Source organism: Luedemannella flava, from assembly GCF_039528515.1.
Lineage (GTDB): Bacteria > Actinomycetota > Actinomycetes > Mycobacteriales > Micromonosporaceae > Luedemannella > Luedemannella flava.
In genome coordinates, this window is sequence record NZ_BAAALT010000124.1 from 1 (window position 1) to 18,387 (window position 18,387).

Annotated in this window: 12 protein-coding genes; 5 read left to right on the top strand and 7 right to left on the bottom strand. The window is 71.5% G+C overall.

What is annotated here, in order from left to right; all coding sequences use genetic code 11:
- A partial coding sequence (locus ABD211_RS19825; protein WP_344133867.1) for a hypothetical protein occupies positions 1-315 on the bottom strand: 315 nt, incomplete at its 3' end.
- A 143-nt stretch (positions 316-458) separates the two neighbouring features.
- Between ABD211_RS19825 and ABD211_RS19830 the strand changes: the two genes are divergently transcribed.
- Positions 459-830 carry a holo-ACP synthase gene (locus ABD211_RS19830; protein WP_344133870.1) on the top strand — a complete coding sequence of 124 codons (372 nt, stop codon included), beginning with the start codon at positions 459-461 and terminating at the stop codon, positions 828-830.
- Between the two features lie 14 nt (positions 831-844).
- On the top strand, positions 845-2,311 hold the full coding sequence (locus ABD211_RS19835; protein ID WP_344133873.1) for an NAD(P)H-hydrate dehydratase: 1,467 nt from the start codon (positions 845-847) through the stop codon (positions 2,309-2,311).
- Positions 2,312-3,023: 712 nt separating this feature from the next.
- Here the strand turns inward: ABD211_RS19835 and cutA are convergent.
- From cutA to ABD211_RS19850, 3 genes are all read right to left on the bottom strand, one after another.
- Positions 3,024-3,347 carry a divalent-cation tolerance protein CutA gene (gene cutA, locus ABD211_RS19840; protein ID WP_344133876.1) on the bottom strand — a complete coding sequence of 108 codons (324 nt, stop codon included), beginning with the start codon at positions 3,345-3,347 and terminating at the stop codon, positions 3,024-3,026.
- 86 nt (positions 3,348-3,433) lie between these two features.
- Positions 3,434-4,807, bottom strand: a complete 1,374-nt coding sequence (locus tag ABD211_RS19845) for a GH1 family beta-glucosidase (protein ID WP_344133879.1) — start codon at positions 4,805-4,807, stop codon at positions 3,434-3,436.
- A 133-nt stretch (positions 4,808-4,940) separates the two neighbouring features.
- Positions 4,941-7,364, bottom strand: coding sequence for a glycoside hydrolase family 9 protein (locus tag ABD211_RS19850; RefSeq protein WP_344133882.1), 2,424 nt, complete (start codon positions 7,362-7,364; stop codon positions 4,941-4,943).
- A 915-nt stretch (positions 7,365-8,279) separates the two neighbouring features.
- Between ABD211_RS19850 and ABD211_RS19855 the strand changes: the two genes are divergently transcribed.
- The gene (locus ABD211_RS19855) at positions 8,280-11,381 is read left to right on the top strand and encodes a glycoside hydrolase family 48 protein (RefSeq protein ID WP_344133885.1); all 3,102 of its coding nucleotides are present in this window, start codon (positions 8,280-8,282) and stop codon (positions 11,379-11,381) included.
- 242 nt (positions 11,382-11,623) lie between these two features.
- Positions 11,624-13,267, top strand: coding sequence for a GNAT family N-acetyltransferase (locus ABD211_RS19860; RefSeq protein WP_344133887.1), 1,644 nt, complete (start codon positions 11,624-11,626; stop codon positions 13,265-13,267).
- Here the strand turns inward: ABD211_RS19860 and ABD211_RS19865 are convergent.
- Positions 13,237-14,802 carry a dolichyl-phosphate-mannose--protein mannosyltransferase gene (locus ABD211_RS19865; protein WP_344133890.1) on the bottom strand — a complete coding sequence of 522 codons (1,566 nt, stop codon included), beginning with the start codon at positions 14,800-14,802 and terminating at the stop codon, positions 13,237-13,239. The two genes, ABD211_RS19860 and ABD211_RS19865, sit on opposite strands and share 31 nt — an antisense overlap.
- Positions 14,803-14,846: 44 nt before the next feature.
- Complete coding sequence (locus ABD211_RS19870; protein WP_425560466.1) at positions 14,847-16,349, bottom strand: dolichyl-phosphate-mannose--protein mannosyltransferase; 1,503 nt, start codon at positions 16,347-16,349, stop codon at positions 14,847-14,849.
- A gap of 155 nt (positions 16,350-16,504) precedes the next feature.
- Between ABD211_RS19870 and rsmI the strand changes: the two genes are divergently transcribed.
- Positions 16,505-17,365 (top strand): 16S rRNA (cytidine(1402)-2'-O)-methyltransferase, encoded by an 861-nt coding sequence (gene rsmI, locus ABD211_RS19875; protein ID WP_344133896.1) that lies wholly within the window; start codon positions 16,505-16,507, stop codon positions 17,363-17,365.
- Here rsmI and ABD211_RS19880 read toward each other — a convergent pair.
- Positions 17,334-18,387, bottom strand: a 1,054-nt coding sequence (locus ABD211_RS19880) for a hypothetical protein (protein ID WP_344133899.1), incomplete at its 5' end; no start/stop codon positions are given. The genes rsmI and ABD211_RS19880 overlap by 32 nt on opposite strands.

Genomic DNA, 18,387 nt, shown 5'->3' on the forward strand with positions numbered 1-18,387 from the left:
GTCCGCGGCGTCCTTCGCGGCCGCCACGGCCCCCCAGCCGCCACCGTTGTGGGCCAACGCGGTGACCGACGCGGCCAGGTCGTCGACCGTCGCGTTCCCCGGCGCGACAGCGGCGGCAACCACCGCACCCACCGCGGCGCCGACCGACCCCCCGACGGACCGCCGCGACGCCCCCGCCACCACATGGGACCCGGCCGCCCCCGGCGTCGCGCCGAGCAGCCAGGCTGGGTCCACATCCCCGGCCGCGTCCGCGACCAGGGCGGCCGCCTCGCGCAGCAGGTCGGCGTCGACGTTGAGCAGTGGCAGGACCGTCATGACCCGAACCTAGGGCCGGCCCCACGCCACGGGCAGCGCCTGTGGATGACGGGCGGCAGCCCGTACCCGAGGAATGTCACAGGCCTTGCGCCGCGCGGCGGGTGCCGCTACCGACGTGCGTCCGTTGCCCCTAGGCTGCGGGGGTGATCGTCGCTGTCGGCATCGACGTCGTGCTCGTGGAGCGGTTCGTCCGGGCGTTGGAGCGCACGCCGCTGCTGACCGACCGGCTCTTCACCGCGGCCGAGCAGACCACCGCGTCGGGCAACCCCCGCCCGGCCGAGTCGCTGGCCGCCCGGTTCGCCGCCAAGGAGGCCGTGGCCAAGGCGCTCGGCGCGCCCACCGGCCTGCACTGGCACGACTGCGAGATCGTCACCGACCCGGACGGCCGGCCCTGGCTGACCACGTCGGGCACCGTGGCCGCGGCCGCCGCCGAACGCGGCGTCGACCGGTGGCACCTGTCGCTGTCGCACGACGGCGGCATCGCGTCGGCGATGGTCGTCGCCGAGCGGGACTGACGAAGGAGACCTTCATGCGGGCGGCGTGGCGCGCGGCCGACATCCGGGCCGCCGAGGAGGCGCTCATCCCCACCCTGCCGCCGGGCACGCTCATGCAGCGGGCCGCAGCCGGCCTGGCGCGGCGCTGCGCGTCGGTCCTGGCCGCGCGCGGCGGCGTCTACGGCGCGCGGGTGCTGCTGCTCGTCGGGGCCGGCAACAACGGCGGTGACGCCCTCTACGCCGGGGCCCGCCTGGCGAGCCGGGGCGCGGCCGTGACCGCCCTGCTCGTCGCGCCGGACCGGGCGCACGCCGAGGGCCTCGCCGCGCTGCGCGCCGTGGGCGGCCGCGCCGTCACCGAGCTGCCCGCCGTCGCCGACATGATCGTGGACGGCATCCTCGGCAGTGGGGCGCGGGGTCCGCTGCGGGGCGCGGCCGCCGACGTGGTGGAGAACCTTCCCGGAGTACGCGCGAGCGCGGGCGGCCGCCCCGTCGTCGTCGCGGTCGACGTGCCGAGCGGCGTGGACGTCAACACCGGACAGGTCGAAGGGCCGGTCGTGCCCGCCGACGTGACCGTCACGTTCGGCTGCCTCAAGCCCGCCCTCGTGGTCGGCGCCGCCGTCACCTACGCCGGGCACGTCGACGTCGTCGACATCGGACTGCCCTGGCTCGCCGTGCGTCCCGCCGCCTGGGTCCCCGAACTGTCCGACGTACGCCGCTGGTGGCCGACCCTGACGCCGGCCTCCGACAAGTACAACCGCGGCGTGGTCGGCCTCGCGACCGGCTCGTCCGCGTTCCCCGGCGCGGCGCTGATGTCGGTGGCGGGGGCCCTGGGCGGGCCGACCGGCATGGTCCGCTACGCCGGCCAGGTCGCCGACGAGGTCGTGCGCGCGCACCCATCGGTGGTGCCGGCCGGCCGGGTCGCCGACGCCGGGCGCGTGCAGGCCTGGGTGTGCGGCTGCGGCCTGGGCACCGACCGGCGCGCCGGCGAGGAGCTGCGTGCGGTCCTGGGCGCGCCCGTGCCCGCCGTCATCGACGCCGACGCGCTGACCCTGCTCAGCCACGGTGACCTGAGCTCCTGGCTGCGCCAGCGGGAGGCGCCGACCGTGGTCACCCCGCACGACCGCGAGTTCGCCCGGCTCGCCGGCGACCAGCCGGGGCCTGACCGGCTCGCCGCCGCCACCGAACTCGCCGCGCAACTGGGCGTCGTCGTCCTGCTCAAGGGCGACCGGACCATCGTCGCCACGCCCGAGGGCACCGTGTGGGTCAACCCGACCGGCACGCCGGCCCTGGCCACGGCCGGTACGGGCGACGTACTCGCCGGGCTGCTCGGGTCGCTGCTCGCGGCGGGCCTACCGGCCGACCGGGCCGCGGTCGCCGCCGCGTTCACCCACGGCCTCGCGGGCCGCGCGGCCGCCGACCGCCTGGGCGGCGAACACGCACCGGTCACGGCTCCGGACGTCGCCGCCGCGCTGCGCGAGGTCGTCGCCACCCTCGCCCCATAACCCGTCTCCGCCCCGCCGCCCGCCCCACGCCTTACGACATCGCACCGCCCGACGCGTTCCGCGCCTTCGCCAAGGGGGTCGCAGTGGTGGGGTGGGCGGTGTGGCGGGTCGCCAAGGGTCGTTCTTGGTGGGGTGGGCGTGTGGCGGGTCGCCGAGGGGTCGCTTTTGGTGGCCGGGCGGCGTGGCGGGTCGCCAGGTGGTGGCGGTGGCACGGGGTGGCGCGGTGTGCATCGCTTGATGCGCACATTCGGCGGGCGTCGCGGCGCAGCCGAGCCGCCAGACGCTCACATTTGGCGGCGTTCTCGGAGTCGGAGGCCGCCAGATGTGCACTTCTGGCGGCGCTCGGGCGGTTGAAGCCGCCAGATGCTCACATCTGGCGGCTTCGTCGGGGCGGTCGCCCGCCAACTGTGCGCAGTTGGCGGGTTTAGGCGTCGTCGACCCCGCCACCTGTGAACATCTGGCGAAGTTCGGATGGCGGCGGCGTCAGATGTGCACTTCTGGCAAGCGACCCTCGTCAGCGGGCCACCAACTGTGCACTTCTGGCGAGGTCCCGACGCGGCGGGCCACCGACTGTGCGCTTCTGGCGCGGGCCGGATGCGGCGGGCCACCGGATGTTCACATCCGGCGGGTGACCCGCCCACGCGGGCCGCCAACTGTGCGCACGTGGTGCGCCGCGGGTCGCCGGAGGTGCGCAGGTGACGGGCGGTGAGGGTCAGCGGGTTTCCGTGGCCAGCCAGGTCAGGTAGGCGGGGTTGCCGGCCGTGATGGGGGTCGCCACGATCTCGGGGACCTCGTACGGGTGCTCATCGCGGATGAAGCGCTCCAACTCGGCGTACGCCCTGGTGGTGGTCTTGAGGGTGACCAACCACTCGGTCGCCTCCTCGATGGCGCCCTGCCACCGGTAGGTGGTCCGCACCGGGCCGATGACCTGGGCGCAGGCGGCCAGCCGGACGGTGACGGCGGCGCTGGCGAGCGCGTCGGCGGCGTCGGCGGAGTCGATGCTTGTCGTCACGACGCAGTATTCGGATTCAGCCACGCGGTCAACCTAACGGAACTGGCGCCGGCGACCCGCGCGAGCGGTCGCCGACGCCAGGTCGGTTGGGCTGAAGGGGGTCCCGGGGCTCACACCCCGTTGCGGGCGATCACGTCCTTGTACCAGAGGGCGCTGCGCTTGGGCGTGCGCCGCAAGGTGTCGTAGTCGACGTGGACGAGGCCCCACCGCTGGCCGTAGCCCTGCTCCCACTCGAAGTTGTCCATGAGGGACCACACGTGGTAGCTCTCCAGGCGCACGCCGTCGGCGACGGCTCGGTGCGCGGCGGCGAAGTGGTCCCGCAGGAACTGCACCCGCTCGAGGTCGTCCACCTTGCCGTCGCCGTTGGGCTCGTGCAGGGTGGGCAGCCCGTTCTCCGTGATGGTGATCGGCAGCCCGCCGTAGTCGCGGTGCACCCGGGTGAGGATGTCGTACATGCCGTCGGGGTAGATCTGCTGCCACTCGGCCTGCGAGGTGGGCAGCTTGGTCACCGGCTCGCCGGTCCCGTCGACGTAGAGCGGGCAGTAGTACTGCACCGCGAGCAGGTCGATGGGGGACGAGATGATGTCCAGGTCCGTCGAGCGGATCGCCTGCACCATCCGGCTGTCCTCGCCGAGGTCGGCGAGCACGTCCTCGGGGTAGTGCCCGTGGATGATGGAGTCGAGGTAGAGCCGGTTCTCGTAGCCGTCGAGCAGGCGGGCCTGCGCCTTGGCCTCCGGGCTGTCGTCCGCCGGGTACGACGGGTGCAGGTTGAGCGCGGGACCGATGCGGCCGGCGAGCCCGGTGGACCGGAACGCCTGCACGCCGAGCCCGTGCGCGAGCTGCAGGTGGTGCGCGACGAGGTACGCGGCACCCTCGTCGGTGTAGCCGGGTGCGTGGTGGCCGCGCAGGTACCCGTTCTGGACCACGGTCTTCGGCTCGTTGATCGTGAGCCAGGTGGGGACCGCGTCGCCGAGCTCCCGGAAGAGCACCTCGGCGTAGTCCGCGAAGAGGTACGCGACGTCGCGCGACTCCCAACCGCCCTTATCCTGCAGGGCCTGCGGGAGGTCCCAGTGGAACAGCGTGGCCATGGGCGTGATGCCCTGACCGAGCAGCTCGTCGACGAGCCGCTTGTAGAAGTCGAGACCACGCTGGTTGGCCGGGCCGGAGCCGTCGGGCATGATGCGCGGCCAGGCGATCGAGAACCGGTACGTCTGCAGGCCCAGCTGCTTCATCAGCGCGACGTCGTCCGGGACGCGGTTGTAGTGGTCGGCGGCGACGTCGCCGTTGTGGTCCCCCAGGATCTTCCCGGGGGTACGGCAGAACGTGTCCCAGACCGAGTCACCACGGCCGTCGAGCCGGGCCGCGCCTTCGATCTGGAAGGCGGACGTAGCCGCACCCCAAGCGAAGCCGTCGGGAAAGGCCAGCCCGAGGGGGGTGTCCACGTCCGTTGCCGATCGGTGTGCGGGCGGATCGCTCGCGTCCATGCTGGTGCCTCCTACCTGATCTTTGGGAGCGCTCCCACGTTTAGAACATTGTGCCGGTGGGGCGTCCGTTTGTGGCGTGATGGTCTGGCGGGGGCACGGGGTGGAACCGTACCCCCGCCGAGGGACGGGCAGTTCAGCCCAGCGAACAGGCCGAGCCGTTGAGCGTGAAAGCGGTCGGTTTCGCGTTGGTTCCGCTGTAACTTCCGTTGAAACCGATGCTTGTCGATGCGGCGGGCGCGAGCGTTCCGTTCCACGACAGGTTCGTCGCGGTGACGGCCGTGCCGCTCTGCGACCACGTCGCGGACCAACCCTGGGTCACCCGCTGGTTGCCCGCGAAGGAGAACTTCAGCGTCCAACCGTTGATGGTGGCCGTGCCGGTGTTGGCGATGGTGACGGCGCCGGTGAAGCCGGAACCCCAGTCATTCATCGTGTACGTCACCTTGCAGGTGGCCGGGGTGCCGGTGGTCGGACCCGCGGTGGTCGGGACCGCCGTGGTGGGCCGGGTCGACGTCGGGACGACCGACGTCGGGACGACCGAGGTCGGAACCACCGAGGTCGGCACGACGGACGTCGGGACCACCGAGGTGGGCGCCGCGCTGGTCGGCCGGGTGGAGGTCGGCGCCACCGACGTCGGCGCGACCGAGGTCGGCGCCGCGCTGGTCGGCGCCGTGCCGGGCGCGTTGCCGTAGATGGCGGTGGTGCCGTCGAACACCTGGATGTTGCTGGCCAGCGTCGGCGACGTCTGCGTGGCGCTCACCCCGGACCACGACCAGTCCTTGGTGTGGTCGTGCGGGCCGGGGAAGGTGACCCGGAACTGGGCCTCCTTCGTGAAGTCCGGCTGCCCGGTCGGCGCGATGGTCACGCCGGTGCAGTTGATCGTCACGTAGTAGATGTTGCCGGAGTACTGGCTGATCGTCGGCGGCGTGGGGCACTGCGTGTAGTTGGACACCACGCTCAGCTGGCTTGCCGAGTAGCCGGCGTCCAGCGTGAAGTAGTACCGGTACGAGCCGTTCTTGAGTGCCCGGGCCGGCCACGCCGACTTGTTCTGCAGCAGCGCCTTGATCTCGAAGAAGCTGGTGCCCGTGCCGGTGCCCGCCTGGTTGAGCGAGGCGAGGACGTACATCTCCGGGCCGTCGGGCGTCTCCGTCGGGATGGCGGACGGCGTTCCGCCGTACTCCTTGGCCAGGCGCGCCAGGGCGCCGGTGACGCCGGCGTTGTAGTCGATGGCGACCTCGGACTTCTGGAACTCGCCGCGCTTCTCCGTGCCGTACTCGTCGTTGGCGGACGTCGGGCCGCCGACCAGGGCGCCGTAGATGATGTGCCGGTTGTTCACCGGGTCCTGGTCCGGGTTGTTGCCCCAGGGTCCGTGGGCCGAGCGGTGGTGCGGCATCTGGATGTACCTGCTGCCGTAGCCGATGAGGTACGACGTCGAGATCGGGTTGTCGCCGAGGACGTAGTTGACCTGGCGGACCGCGAAGTCGTGCATCCGGGTGTTGCGGGTCGCGTCGAGGATGCCCGAGTCGACAAAGGCGAGTGCGAGCATTGCCGAGCTCGTGGCGTACCGGTTCGAGCCCCACGGGCCGTGGAACACCTGGCCGCCGGGGGAGTAGGTCGCCTTGGCGCCGTTGTACCCGTTCGGGCCCGTGAGCCAGTCGGCCCAGCGGGTGGCCGCGTCGATGTACGTCTGCTCCTTGGTGAGCTTCGCCAGCATGAAGATGCTGGCCTGGGTCTTGTCGTCCCAGTCGTAGGTGCCCGTGTACGCGATCGCGTCGCTAGAGGACTGGCCGGTCTTGGGCAGGCTCGGGTAGAGCGACTTGGCCTTCGTCAGGTACGTCGAGTCGCCGGTGGCCTGGTAGAGCCAGAGCGCGCCCCAGGTCAGCTCGTCGTAGTAGCCGCTCCACGAGTCGTAGAACGCCGCCATCTCGGGCACGCAGGTGGTGTACTTCCCGCGCACGGTGTCGGCGAAGGTGTAGAGCTGCTTGGCATGCGTGAGCAGGGTGGCGGAGTACGTCGGGTCGGACGCCTTGAACGCCAGCGACGCGGACGCGAACGCCGCCGCGCTGGAGGCCGCGACCTCGGAGCCGCCGCAGGAGCTGTCGATGAAGTACGTCTTGCGCGGGTACGTCTGCAGCTCGGCCGCGGCCCACAGCTTGTGGTCCGCCTGCGGGTCGCCGACCTCGACGACGAGCCTGTTCGCCGACGGGTGCGCCTTGATCATCCAGTCCATGCCCCAGCGCAGGTTGGACAGCAGGTAGCTGCTCTGCCCGGCGGCGCTGTAGCCGGCCGAGTTGTCCACGTAGGACCACGCGAGAGTGGTGAGTGTGTGGGCGAGGGGGAAGGTCGCCTTGATGGTGTCGCCGGCGTCCGCGAAGCCGCCGGTGAGGTCGATGCCGGCGTCCGCGCCGTCGGACAGGAAGCTGTCGCCGCGCCAGCTCACCCGGTTGGTGGCGGGCAGCTTGCCCAGGCGCTGGGCGTCGTAGAACCAGACGGCCTTGCTCAGGGCGTCCGCGTAGTTGGCCGAGATGGCCGCGTCGGCGGTGGCCAGACGCCCGATCACCGGCGTCAGGACCGCGGCCGCGGCGACCGCGACAGCCGTCGCGGCAGCTCGCGCCCTCCGGTTTTGCCGGAAGGGATTGAGGGATCTCATGACGATTCTCCTGATGCGCGCTATCCACACGGGCGCGCGCACGCAGGCGACACTGCCCGAGAAACAAGGGGATTTTGGGAGAGTTTCGCGCCGGGCGGATGTGACGGTCCTGACCGGCCGAGGGATGCCGCCATCGGGGGACGGGGCGGTACCGTGGGGACGGGGAGGGCATCCCCGTCCCCACGGGGTGTTCTGTGCGCATATCACCGTTTGGTTGAAGCCCCTGGTGATACGCGTTGCGCGGGAGCCGGGGCCATGTGGTGGTTCGGCTACCACCTCCTCTCCACGCCACGTCGGGTGGAACGACCGGTGTCGGTGTCCGGGCTGACCCGTCACCGGTCGCTGGTCTGCCTGTGTATGTGTGGTGCTGTGTTGTCTGGGTGGCCATCGATGGAAGCGCTCCCATCGACGGTTGGTTCTGGACTTTAGTGGCCTGGCGGCGTTTGGGAAAGACCCGCGTCAAGATCGCGGCACCGCTTGGCAACGTCGACGCAACGTGTAGTGCGGATATGTGAAACAGGACTGAAACTAGCGTTGAAAGCGACCTGCACAAATGCCTGGCCCTTGTTTTGGGAGCGTTCCCATGCCAGAATCACTGCACTCGCGCAAAGAGCCTTGTGACACACAGTGACGTCGAGGGCACCCGGTCGCCATCACACCGGTTCGACGTTTGCCACCCCGCGCGGTGGCCGTCCCGCTTTTTTAGCCCGCGGTCCGGGCCGGGCTGATCCCCATGGGCGTACGTCGGAAGGTCCACTGTGGCCTCCACGGCGCCTCGCTGAGTCGTACCCGCGACTCGGCCTTGGCTCAAGGAGATCAGTCGTAATGAGTCCGAAGCTGAGGTTTCCCCGGCTGCGGAGGAAGCAGGTAGTCGCCATCGCGGCTACCAGCGCCCTCGCCGCAACGGGCCTCACTGTCCTGGCGGCGTCGCCGGCCTCCGCGGCCACCGCCTGCCAGGTTACCTATACCAAGCGCAGCGAATGGCCCACGGGCTTCACCGGCAGCCTGAACGTCAAGAACCTGGGCGACGCGTGGTCGAGCTGGACCCTCACGTTCGACTTCGCCGGCAACCAGGTCGTGACCCAGGGCTGGAACGGCACCTTCACCCAGTCCGGCAGGACGGTGACCGTCAGGAACGCCTCGTGGAACGGCTCGATCGCCAACGGCGCCACCGTCGCCGACGTCGGCTTCAACGGTTCCTACACGGGCACCAACGCCGACCCGAGCAACTTCGCGGTCAACGGCGTGCCGTGCAACAACACCACGCCGACGAGCAGCGTCCCCACCAGCCGGCCGCCGACGAGCTCCGTGCCGACCTCGCGGCCGCCGACAAGCTCCGTGCCGACCTCGCGGCCGCCGACAAGCTCCGTGCCGACCTCGCGGCCGCCGACNAGCTCGGTTCCCACCAGCGCGGCGAACCAGGCGCCGACCGTGAGCATCTCCGCGCCGAGCGCCAACCAGCGCTACACCGCGCCGGCGAGCATCACGATCAACGCCAACGCCGCTGACGCGGACGGTTCGATCAGCAAGGTCGAGTTCTACCACGACGGCCTGCTGCTCGGCACCGACACCTCGTCGCCGTACTCGTACACCTGGACCGGTGTCCCGGCCCAGACCGCGGCCTACCAGCTGCAGGCGAAGGCGTACGACAACCTCGGCCTGGTCAGCCCGATCGTGCCGAACGTCCCCGTCTTCGTGGACACCGCCACGACGCCGACCCTGACGGTCACGCCGACCACGCTCACCGTCGATGAGGGCAGCAGCGAGACCTTCACGGTCGCGCTGTCGGCCGCTCCGTCGGCCAGCACCTCGGTGTCGGTCGCCAAGGTCTCCGGCGGCGACGCCGACCTGACCGCGAGCCCGTCCACGCTGACCTTCACCACGTCGAACTGGGCCACCCCGCAGACGGTCACCGTCGCGGCCGCCGCCGACTCGGACGCCACCAACGGCACCGCGAACTTCACGGTGGTCGCCAGCGGCTTCACCGCCGTGGTGGTCTCGGCCACCGAGGCGGACGACGACGGTACCCAGGTCGACACGTACACCCAGCGGTTCCTCGACCACTACAACAAGATCAAGGCCCCGGCGAACGGGTACTTCTCGCCCGAGGGCGTGCCGTACCACTCGATCGAGACGCTGGTCGTCGAGGCGCCGGACCACGGTCACGAGACCACGTCGGAGGCGTTCAGCTACTACCTGTGGCTCGAGGCCTACTACGGCAAGGTGACCAAGGACTGGACGAAGTTCAACCAGGCCTGGGCCGTGATGGAGAACTACATCATCCCGGCGCACGCCAAGCAGACCACGAACAACTACAACCCCGCCGACCCGGCTGACTACGCCGGCGAGGCCAACCAGCCGAGCCTCTACCCGCAGCAGGGCGGTCTGCTCGACACGTCGGTCAAGGTCGGCGCCGACCCGCTCTACAACGAGCTGGTCAGCACCTACGGCAACTCCGACATCTACCAGATGCACTGGATCCTGGACGTGGACAACGTCTACGGCTTCAGCGGCTGCGGCAGCAAGGTGTCGTACATCAACACCTTCCAGCGTGGTCCGCAGGAGTCGGCGTGGGAGACCGTCGCGCACCCGTCGTGCGACGACTTCACCTACGGCCAGCCCAACGCCGGTTACCTGCCCATCTTCATCTCGGGCACGCCGGCCAAGCAGTGGCGCTACAGCACCGCTCCGGATGCCGACGCGCGTGCTGTCCAGGCGGCCTACTGGGCCAAGACCTGGGCCGCCGAGCAGGGCAACAGCTCGGCCGTCTCCAGCACCATCGCCAAGGCCGCCAAGATGGGTGACTACCTGCGCTACGCGATGTACGACAAGTACTTCAAGAGGCCGGGTTGCACCTCGAAGTCCTGCGCCGCCGGTACGGGCAAGGACTCGGCGAACTACCTGCTCAACTGGTACGTCGCGTGGGGCGGCGGCGCCTCGAACGACTGGTCGTGGCGCATCGGTTCCAGCCACAACCACATGGGTTACCAGAACCCGATGGCCGCGTACGTGCTGGCGAACGACGCCGCCCTCAAGCCGAGGTCGTCGACCGCGGCCGGGGACTGGGCGACCAGCCTGACGCGTCAGATCGAGTTCTACACCTGGCTGCAGTCGGCCGAGGGTGCCATCGCGGGTGGCGCGACCAACAGCTGGGGTGGGGACTACTCCGCTCCGCCGTCGGGCACGGCGTCCTTCTACGGTCTGTTCTACGAGGAGAACCCGGTCTACGCCGACCCCGGCTCCAACACCTGGATGGGTTTCCAGGCGTGGTCCATGCAGCGCGTGGCGGAGTACTACTACGTCACCGGTGACGCGAAGGCCAAGGCCCTCCTCGACAAGTGGGCCGCCTGGGCGATCGCGAACACCACGGCGTCGGGCTCGACCTTCTCGGTCCCGTCGACGCTGGACTGGGACGGCCAGCCGGGTGGCAACTGGACGTCGGGCACGACGTCGGTGAACAACGCCGGTCTGCACGTGACCATCGTCAACTCCGGCACCGACATCGGTGTGGCGGCCTCGCTCGCGCGGACGCTGACCTTCTACGGTGCCAAGGCGAACAACGCCGCCGCGAAGGCCAAGGCCAAGGCTCTGCTCGACGCCATCTGGGCACACTCGGATGACAAGGGCGCGGCCATCCCGGAGACCCGGGAGGACTACAAGCGGTTCGACGACATCTGGACGTCGAGCAACCAGACCGGCCTTTACATCCCGTCGGGCTACAACGGCAAGATGCCCAACGGCGACGTGATCGCCCCCGGGAAGTCCTTCCTGGACATCCGCTCCTTCTACAAGAACGACCCGGATTGGCCGAAGGTCCAGGCCTACCTCAACGGTGGTGCCGCCCCGACCTTCACGTTCCACCGCTTCTGGGCGCAGTCCGACGTCGCCATGGCGATGGCCGACTACGCCGCACTGATCGGTTCCTGACGATCAGCGGTTGAAACAGACGGTTCCCGCCCGGCCCGCATGGGTCGGGCGGGAACCGGGCAGTTCCCCAAGAGATAGACAAGCGTCACCCCACAGGCTCCCGCGGGGTGGGTGGAGGCCAGCCCGCCCACCCCGCGGGTCTTTTCGTACCCCGCCCCCTCCCGACACCGTTGTGCAACAGAACGGTAACGGCGGTAAGGCAGTCTGATCTGCGGAAACGGCACAGTCAGCGGAGGTGCGCGGTGACGGACACGACGGCGGAGACGGCCACGGCAGACCCGGCGACAGCAGGCCCGGCGACGGAGCGCGACGCGCGCCTCGCCCACCTGCCCCAGCGGTTCGGCCCGGGCGAGCAGCCCGACCGCGTACGGGCCCTGGTGCTCACCGCCGAAGGCCCCCGCCGCTCCGATCTCGTCGCCTGGGCCAGCGCCCACCGGCAGCGCCTCGCCGGCCTGCGGCTGCTCGCGCCGCCCGGCGTGGGCGCGCTGCTGCAGGAGAAGCTCGGCATGGTCACCGAGACCCTGCGCTCGGGCACGGTCGGCCCGACCGCCACGGCGGGCCTGGCCGCCGCCGGCGTCATCGACGGCGTCGTGGCCTTCAGCGACCCGCTCGAGCTGCGCCCCGGCGACACCACGACCCGCGCGCTGATGCGGCTCGCGGTCTTCTGGGACATCCCGATCGCCGGCAACCGGGCCACGGCCGACCTGCTGCTCGCCTCCCTGACGCCGACCGGCGCGCCGGTCGGCCTGCTGGGCGCGCCGCACCTGGCCACCGACGCCGCGACGGCCGCGGCCGCCGACGAGCCGCACACGCGCGGCACCATCCGGCTCTGGCACGTCCGGGCCACGGTCGACGACGTGCCCGGCCGCCTGGCCATCCTCGCGGCGAGCCTCGCCCGGCGCTCGGTCAACATCCTGTCGGTGCAGGTCCACCTGACCCCGGACGGGCCGGTCGACGAGCTGCTCGTGGCGGCCTCGCCCGTACTCTCCGCGAGCGACCTGGCCGCGGCCGTGACCGACGGCGGCGCCCGGATGCCACGGGTCCAGCCCGCCGACGCGCACGCCCTCGTCGACCCGCCCACCCGCAGCCTCGCGCTGGCGGCCCGGCTGCTGCGCAACCCCGACGACCTGCCCACGGCCCTGGCCGAGCTGCTCGGCGGCGCGCAGATCGCGTGGCGCCCGGAGGAGCCCGGCGGCGTGGCGGACGACGCCACCCAGCTGTGGCTCGACGACCCGACCGGCGGTGGGTTCCTCGCCAGCCGACCCGCGGCGCCGTTCACCCCCGCCGAGTCGGCCCGGGCGCACGCGCTCGTCGACGTCGCGGTCGCCGCGCTGTCGGCGGCCCCGCAGGTCGCCGCCGAGTCGTGGCGGATGCTGCTCGCCGACGGCGCGGAGGTGACCATCCGCCGTGCCACGCCCGACGACCTGGACGCCGTGGTGGCGCTGCACGCCCGCTGCTCGCTGACCTCGCGCCTGCGGCGCTACCTGGCCGGCACGAACTGCCCGTCACACACCGTCCTGGCCCAGCTGCTGCACCCCGGCGCGGGGCACTCGCTGGTGGCCGAGGACGCGGAGGGCCGGGTGGTCGCCATGGCCAACCTGATGTGGACCGACAACGCCGCCGAGCTCGCCGTCCTCGTCGAGGACGGATGGCAGGGCCGCCGGCTGGGCACCACGCTGGCGCGCCGCCTCGCCACGGTCGCCACCGAGGCCGGGCTGACCGAGGTGCACTCCATGGTCCACGCCGGCAACGCCGCGATGATCCGGATCATGTCCGGCATCGGGCGCCGCCTGCACCGGGAGTACGACGGCGGCACCCTGACCCTCATCGCCCAGCTGGACCGCCGGGGCGAGCGTCACACCCAGCGGTTGCCCAGCCACATGTGATGCCACCACTCGTCGTAGACGATCGACTGGGCCGTCCAGATCGAGTAGAAGTACCAGAAGCACAGGCCCACGGCGACGATGTACACCGCGGCGAAGGCCGTGCCGTACAGGCGACGGTCGGCCTGGCCGACGGTGAGATGTCGGTCTGAGGCCGTCACGCCGGGCGCGTTGATCAGCGCCCCCAGGACGAAGACGACCGCGAGGATGAGGAAGGGCTCGGACGGCGCGGCGTAGAAGTAGAACATGGTCCGGTAGCCGTTGGCCATGTAGTAGAACCACGGCAGGATGCCGGCGGCGGCGCCCAGGCCGATGGCGAGCGGGCGCCAGTCGCGGCGACTGATGCCGAGCCACGTCATGGCCAGCAGCGCCGGGATGAACGACCACCACAGCACCGGCGTGCCGATCAGGTTGATGACGGCGCTGCACGGGTCCTGGCCGCACCCGGGGTCGCTGCCGTAGTAGATGGCGACGGGCCGGCCCAGGATCAGCCACTGCCACGGCCACGACTGGAACGGGTGGTGGTAGGACATCTTCTCGGACGCGTCGAGCATGTCGACGTGGTACTGCCAGAGGTTCTGCAGCGCCCCGATCACCGGCAGCTCGGTCTTGCCCAGCTCGCCCTGGAAGTAGTGCCGCTTCCAGCCGTGGTCGGTGAAGAACCAGCCGCTCCACGTCGCCAGGTAGGTCACGACGAGCAGCGCCGGGTAGGTGACCAGCCAGCCGATCTCGTCGAGGAACGCCTCCTTCCACGGGCGACGCTTCCCGACCAGGCGGCGCAGGCTCACCTCCCACAGGAGGATGAGCAGCACGAACACCGGCAGGTAGAAGATGCCGCTCCACTTGACGCCGCACGCGCAGCCGAGCATGACGGCGCTGGCGAGCCGCCACCAGGGGACGCCGGCCCAGCCGCCCGGGGGACGCCCGGCCCGGCCCTCGGCCGTCACGTCGAGCCCGTTGTCGAGGGCGGCCAGCCAGCGTTCGCGACGCTTGTCGCGGTCGACGACCAGGCAGGCGAACGAGGCGAGCACGAAGAACAGGACGAAGATGTCGAGGAGCGCGATCCGGGACAGGACCAGCTCGAACCCGTCGAACGCCATGAGCAGGCCCGCCGCCGCCCCGAGCACCACGGAGCGGAACAGCCGGATCGCGGTGCGGGTCAGGATCAGGACCGCGAGCGTGCCGAAGATGACCGGCGCCAGCCGCCAGCCCAGCGAGTTGTTGCCGAGGATCTGGATGCCCAGGGCGATGAGCCACTTGCCCAGCGGTGGGTGCACCACGAACGCGCCGTAGTTGCCGTTCGGCTCCCACTCGACGGCGTGGTCGAGCAGCTCCTGGCCCTCGGTGGCGTAGTACAGCTCGTCGAACAGGATGCCCGGCGGCGTGCCGTAGTGGTAGAACCGCGTCAGCGCCGCGATCACCGTGACCCAGGCCGTCGCCGACCAGGCCACCCACGGCGCCGGCATGGCGGGGGCGAGGCGCCGACGGAGGACGTCGGAGACCTTGGAGGCGACGGGCGTCAATACGGCTGCGGTCACGCGGAGATGGTATGGCCAGTGCGGGGCCTACGTCTCCCCCGAGGTCACACCCAGCGGTTGCCCAGCCACATGCGGTGCCACCAACTGTCGTGCGGGATCGACTGCGCGGTCCAGATCGGATAGAAGTACCAGAAGCACAGCGCCACGGCGATGAGGAACGCCGCCGCGAAGATCGTCCCGTACAGCCGCCGGTCGGACTGGGCGAACGTGAGGGTGCGTCCTGAAAATCCCACGCCGGGCGCGTTGATCAGCGCCCCGAGCACGAAGACGACCGCGAGGATCAGGAACGGCTCGGCCGGCGCGGCGTAGAAGTAGAACATCGTCCGGTAGTCGGCGATCTGGTAGTAGAACCACGGCACGATCCCGGCCAGGGCGCCGAGGATGATCGCCAGCGCCCGCCAGTCGCGGCGGCTGATCCCCAGCCACGTCGTGGCCAGCAGCGCGGGGATGAACGACCACCACAGCACCGGCGTGCCCAGCAGCGTGATGACCGACGAGCAGTCGGCCGCCCCGCAGGTGGGGCTGTTGCCGTAGTAGATCGCGACGGGCCGGCCGAGGATCAGCCACTGCCACGGCCAGGACTGGTACGGATGCTTGCTGACCAGGCCTTCGTGGAAGTTCAGGGCGTCGCGGTGGTAGTAGAAGAGGTTCTGCAGCGCCCCGAGGACGGGCACCTCGTCGCGGCCCAGCTCGGCGGAGAGGTAGTGCCGCTTCCAGCCGGTGTCGGTGAGGAACCAGCCGGTCCAGGTGGTCAGGTAGGTCGCGACGATGATGCCGCAGAAGAGGGCGACCCAGCCGATCTCGTCGAGGAACGTGTCCCGCCACGGGCGGCGCACCCCGGCGTGGCGCCGGGCGCCGACCTCCCAGAGCACCATGAGCAGCAGGAACACGGGCAGGTAGAAGGCGACGCTCCACTTCACGCCGCAGCCGAGGCCGAACAGCACGGCGGCGCCGAGGCGCCACCACGGCACGCCGCCCCAGGTGAGCTTCGGCCGACCGGCCCGGCCGGGGCGGGACGGGTCCAGCCCGTTCTCCATGGCCCTCAGCCAGCGTTCGCGGCGTTTGTCGCGGTCGACGACGAGGCAGGCGAACGCGGCGAGAACGAAGAACAGGACGAAGATGTCGAGGATGGCCAGGCGGGAGAGCACCAGCTGGAACCCGTCGAAGGCCATGAGCAGGCCGGCCGCCGCGCCCAGCACGACCGACCGGAACATCCGGATCGCGGTGCGGGTGAGGATCAGCACGGCGACCGTGCCGAGGATCATGGTGGGCAGGCGCCAGCCGAGCGAGTTGTTGCCCAGCAGCTTGATGCCCAGCGCGATGAGCCACTTGCCCAGCGGCGGGTGCACCACGAACGCGCCCGTGTTGGTCGACGGCTCCCACTCGACGCCGTGATCGAGCAGCTCCTGGCCCTCGGTGGCGTAGTAGGTCTCGTCGAACATGATCTCGGCGGGCGTGCCGTAGTGGAACGCCCGGACGAAGGCCGCGATCGCCGTGACCCAGAGCGTGGCCGTCCAGGCGACCCACCGGGCGGGCATGGGCGGCATGAGCCGCCGGCGCACGATCTCGGGCACCTCCCGCAGCGTGCGGACGGCGACAGTGGTGTCCTCGGGCGTCGATAGGGCCTGCGTCACCCCGCGATCGTAGGCTGCCACCGGGTGTTCCGTCGCCTCCGCGCGGGACCGGCAGACCAGGAGGGCGCATGACAACCGGGCGACTCGTACTCGTCGGCGCCCCCCTGGGCAACGTGGGCGACGCCTCGGCCCGGCTGCGCGCGGCGCTGGCCGGCGCCGACATCGTGGCGGCGGAGGACACCCGGCGGCTGCACCGGCTGGCGAAAGATCTTGAGGTGGAGATCGGGGGCCGCGTCGTGTCGTACTTCGAGGGCAACGAGGAGCGCCGCACGCCGGAGCTGATCGAGGCCGCCGAGGCCGGCGCCGAGGTCGCCGTCGTCACCGACGGCGGCATGCCGAGCATCTCCGACCCCGGGTTCCGCCTCGTCCGGGCCGCGCTGGCCGCCGGCGTGCCGGTCACCGTGGCGCCCGGGCCGAGCGCCGTGACCACCGCCCTCGCGCTGTCGGGCCTGCCGTGCGACCGGTTCTGCTTCGAGGGCTTCCTGCCGCGCAAGGCGGGCGAGCGCCGGGCGCGGGTGGCGGCGCTGGCGACGGAGGAGCGGACCCTCGTCTTCTTCGAGGCGCCCCACCGATTGGCGGAGGTTCTGGACGTACTGGCGGATAATTTCTCCCCCGAACGCCCGGCCGCTGTCTGCCGCGAACTCACCAAGACCTACGAGGAGGTGCGCCGGGGCACGCTGGGGGAGCTGGCCCGCTGGGCGACCGACGAGCAGGTCCGGGGCGAGATCACCCTGGTCGTGGGCGGCGCGGAGCCGGCGTCGCGGAGCCGACCGGACGATGCGCGCCTCGTCGCGGAGGTGACCGACTTCGAGAACGCCGGCACGTCGCGGCGGGACGCGATCACCGAGGTCGCCCGCCGGCACGGCCTGCCCAAGCGCGAGGTCTACGACCTCGTGGTCAGAACGTCGCCGCCACGATCCCCACGCTGAGCAGCAGCGGCGCGCCGAGGCTCAGCCCCACGGCCGCCGCCCGGCGCCGGCCGGCGAACCGGGTCGCGCCGCTGATCCACATGGTCAGCAGGGCGCACACGCCGACCAGCGCGAAGCCGAGCCCCCAGCGCAGCGTGAGACCCTCGTCCCCGGCGGTGTAGGCCTGCCGCCCGCGCGGCGACACCATCGTCGCCGCGATGCTCGTGCCGGTCGCGCACTGCGCGTCGGGCAGCCCGGTGATCGACACCCGGGCCACCTCGAACGCCTCGTCCGCCGCGACGAACCGCCCCCGGCAGCTGTGCGCCAGGCCCTCGCCCGCGTCCCGTTCGACCGCCACGGTCCCCTGGTGCCCGTGCCCGACGGCCAGCCAGAACGGCTCCGCCGCCACCCACGCGAAGAACGCGGTGGCCAGCGCCACCAGCACCAACGCGGGCAGCGTCAGCCACGGCCGCCGCAGTCGCGGCGACGTCCGCGGTTCTTCCGGTCCGCGCCGCTCCTGCGCGCCGTGCCGCCGCGGCCGAGGCGGGGAGTACCCCCACGGAGCGCTCGTTTCCACCGTCCCGCCGAGCAGCTCGAGTCCCAGGTTGGTGTCGCGCGCGGGCCGGTAGACGGGGGCCAGCTCGAAGTCGGGATCCGGCTCGTCGTCGATGTCCGGCGTGGCCTCGCGCGCCGCGCCGGTCCGCTGCTCGTGTCCGGTGGCCACGTGCCGGCTGGCGGGCAGCGGCGTGGCGGTGATGTTGTCCGGTCCGGGCGGCGCCGTCGGGGCCGAACCGTCCACCGGTGCGAAGGGGATTGCGGCCTGGGCGTCGACCGGCGTCCCACCCGGGGCGTCGACCGGCGTGTCGCCGGGGGTGCCCGCCGGTGTGCCGTCCGGCCCGCCCGCGGCTGGAGTCGGCTGCTCGGCCGCTGCTCCGGCGCGGCCCGTGGCCGCGCGGGCTCGTCTGCTCCGAGGGGCCGCAGGCGTCCCGAGTGCCCGGCGGGGCGGTGGTGCCACGTCCGGCGGCTCGGGCGGCACGGGCGGG